The sequence below is a fragment of the Microvirga sp. P4_G7 genome, assembly GCF_056401005.1.
In genome coordinates this window covers 1-2,807 of sequence record NZ_JBFUKD010000506.1, presented here as the reverse complement: position 1 = coordinate 2,807, position 2,807 = coordinate 1, and the positions used below count along the sequence as shown (strand labels likewise).

Below are 2,807 nucleotides of genomic sequence, written 5' to 3'. Positions count from 1 at the left end.
GCGTGACGCCACATGCCCACCCGCTCTTCAACGGAGAGCCCGTTCAGCGATTCGGCCGTAAGAAAATCCTTGTAGGATTCGCGCCAGCCTTGGACATGCGCGTGCGCGATCCCTTCGACATCGGAAATTGTCGCATCGCGAATGCGGATCGTCACTCGGCCGCCTCTCTGACTTGTTCGCGGAATGGATCCGCTCGGTAGACGCCGAGAATGCGCAGCTCTCGCGAGAAGAACTCCAGCTCCTCGAGCGCCCTCTTGAGATCGGCATCGTTGGGATGGCCGTCGACCTCGGCGTAGAACTGCGTCGCGGTGAAATCGCCCTCCAGCATGTAGCTCTCGAGCTTCGTCATGTTGATTCCGTTGGTCGCGAAACCGCCGAGCGCCTTGTAGAGCGCCGCGGGGATGTTGCGGACGCGGAACACGAAGCTGGTGACGATCGGCCCGCTCGCCGGCTCCACCCATTGCGGCGTTTTGGACAGAATGACGAAGCGCGTCGTGTTGTGCGCCTCGTCCTCGACATCCTCTGCAAGGATCTTGAGGCCGTAGATCCCCGCCGCCATCCGGGGCGCCAAGGAAGCACGCGTCGGATCGTTCCACTCGGCGACTTCACGTGCGGACCCGGCGGTGTCGCCCGTGACGTGTCCCTTCAGGCCGAGTTTGCGGATGATCTTGCGGCATTGTCCGAGCGCGTGAACGTGGCTGTACACGCTTTTGATCGTCCCCAGATCGGCGCTCGGGATGCACATCAGTTGGAAATGGATGCGCAGAAAGTGCTCGCCGATGATGTGAAGACCCGACGTCGGGAGAAGATGATGGATGTCCGCCACGCGCCCGGCGATCGAGTTTTCGATCGGAATCATCGCCAATTCGGCTTGGCCCTCAGACACCGCAGCGAAGGCGTCCTCGAAGGTCGGGCAAGGCAGCACGTCCCAATCGGGGCGGGCTTCATCGCAAGCGGTATGGGAATTGGCCCCCAGCTCACCCTGAAACGAAATGAGTTTTGTCATGATGTTCTCCGGGACGCCATGATCTGGCGAGCCCTTTCCAGGTCGTGGGCGGTGTCGACGCCGAGCGGCACGTCGTCGACGAGAATTGCATCGATGCGCATGTCGGCTTCCAACGCCCGCAATTGTTCCAGTTTCTCACGCTTTTCCAGCGGCGAAGGCGGAAGGCTAACGAAGCGGCGCAAAGCGGCGCGGCGATAAGCGTAGAGGCCGATGTGGTGATACAGCGGCCCCTCGCCGTAGGGCGCCGTCGCACGGGTGAAGTAGAGGGCGCGAAAACGCCCGGGCGAAAGTTCGCTGCCGACCATTTTGACGACGCTCGGTTCGGTTTTTTCGTCCTCCCGCGTGATCCGGGCGACCAGGGTCGAGATATCGACGTCGAGATCGGCAAGAGGCGGAACGCAAGCGGCGATGGCAGCCGGATCAATGGTCGGAAGATCTCCCTGGACGTTCACGACGAGGTCATGGCGGCCCTCGGGGTCGATTTTTTCCACAGCCTCGTGGATGCGGTCTGACCCGGAAGCGTGGTCGGAACGAGTCGACACCGCTATCCCACCCACCTTCTCGATCGCGGCGGCGATTTCAGGGGCATCCGTCGCCACCACGACCGGGCCGATGCCGGCCTCGAGCGCCCGCCGCCAGACATGCACGACCATCGGCTCCCCGGCGATTTCCGCCAGGGGCTTGTTGGGAAGACGGGTGGCGGCAAGCCGCGCAGGGATCAGAACGATGGGATTGGACATGGTGGGGCCGCCGAGGACGCCGCGTCCTTATCAAACCGTAGCGGTTTTGTCATGGAGGGGCGGATCGCCGCGGAACGTCATGTTCTCTCGCAGGCCACCCCACATTTTAATTTGTCAAAAGCCAAGCTGCGACCACGGAGCCGGCGAAAAGCCATTGTCAAACCCCCCACTCTGTGGCTAAGCAACGCCACTATACCGCGCGGGCCTCGCTCGCGCTCGTCCATCCGTTTGCGCTGGTTCCGCCGTGACTCAAGGCGAGGAGAGCCTCATTCATGAATATCGAGACCAATAAGATCGCGGGCGCCGTTTTTGGCACGCTTCTCTTCGTGGTCGGCGTCAACGTCATCGCTGGCGGCCTGTTTTCTCCCAAGATGCCGACCGTTCCGGGCTACGATCTGCCCGCACCGGAAGCGACGGCGGATGCCGGCAAGCCGGCCGCTCCGGCCGAGCCGCTGCCTGTCCTGCTCGCGAAGGCCGATCCGGCCAAGGGACAATCAGCCRCCAAGAAGTGCCTTGCTTGCCACAGCTTCGAGAAGGGTGGCCCCAACAAGGTCGGTCCCGACCTCTTCGGCGTCGTCGGCCGTCCCGTCGCATCGCACGAGGGCTTCAACTACTCCGGAGCGCTCAAGGCAAAGGGCGGCAACTGGACGTACGAGGACATCGACCACTTCATCAACAGCCCGAAGAAGTTCGTCCCCGGCACCATCATGGCGTTCGCCGGCGTCGCCCAGCCGCAGGAGCGTGCCGACATCCTCGCGTATCTCCGCACGCTTTCGGACAGCCCAGTCGCGTTCCCGACTTCTCCGTAATCCAATCTCAACCGTTCTCGTGAATTTGAAGCCGGGCCCGCGAGCCCGGCTTTTGTTTTTGAGGCTCGTCCCTTGCGTCCGGGCGGAACCAGGCACCAAATGGACATGGTCCCGAAACGGCCAGACGCCTCGCACCCCGGAGACGCCTCTTGATCCGCTCGATTCTGTCCGGCCTCTTCGCCGCTTTCCTAGCGGCAGTTCCTCTCGCGGCGCAGGAAGCCCCTTGGCGCCATGGTTCCGCCCTCCTGGATC

General features: G+C 62.9%; 3 protein-coding genes. 1 reads left to right on the top strand and 2 read right to left on the bottom strand.

Features of this window, described 5'->3' with window-relative positions:
• Nucleotides 1–151: 151 nt before the first annotated feature.
• Nucleotides 152–1,006 carry a prephenate dehydratase gene (locus AC1DT3_RS17095; protein ID WP_477466435.1) on the bottom strand — a complete coding sequence of 285 codons (855 nt, stop codon included), beginning with the start codon at nucleotides 1,004–1,006 and terminating at the stop codon, nucleotides 152–154.
• Nucleotides 1,003–1,746: a 3-deoxy-manno-octulosonate cytidylyltransferase gene (locus AC1DT3_RS17090; RefSeq protein WP_477466434.1), complete on the bottom strand. Its 744-nt coding sequence runs from the start codon at nucleotides 1,744–1,746 to the stop codon at nucleotides 1,003–1,005. The genes AC1DT3_RS17095 and AC1DT3_RS17090 overlap by 4 nt, the downstream gene beginning before the upstream one ends.
• Nucleotides 1,747–2,018: 272 nt before the next feature.
• Between AC1DT3_RS17090 and AC1DT3_RS17085 the strand changes: the two genes are divergently transcribed.
• Nucleotides 2,019–2,555: a c-type cytochrome gene (locus tag AC1DT3_RS17085; RefSeq protein ID WP_477466433.1), complete on the top strand. Its 537-nt coding sequence runs from the start codon at nucleotides 2,019–2,021 to the stop codon at nucleotides 2,553–2,555.
• Nucleotides 2,556–2,807 lie beyond the last annotated feature (252 nt).

Excerpts from the sequence above, each read along its gene's own strand:
- AC1DT3_RS17090 (WP_477466434.1), bottom strand. The coding sequence starts at position 1,746 with ATGTCCAATCCCATCGTTCTGATCCCTGCGCGGCTTGCCGCCACCCGT.
- AC1DT3_RS17095 (WP_477466435.1), bottom strand. The coding sequence starts at position 1,006 with ATGACAAAACTCATTTCGTTTCAGGGTGAGCTGGGGGCCAATTCCCAT.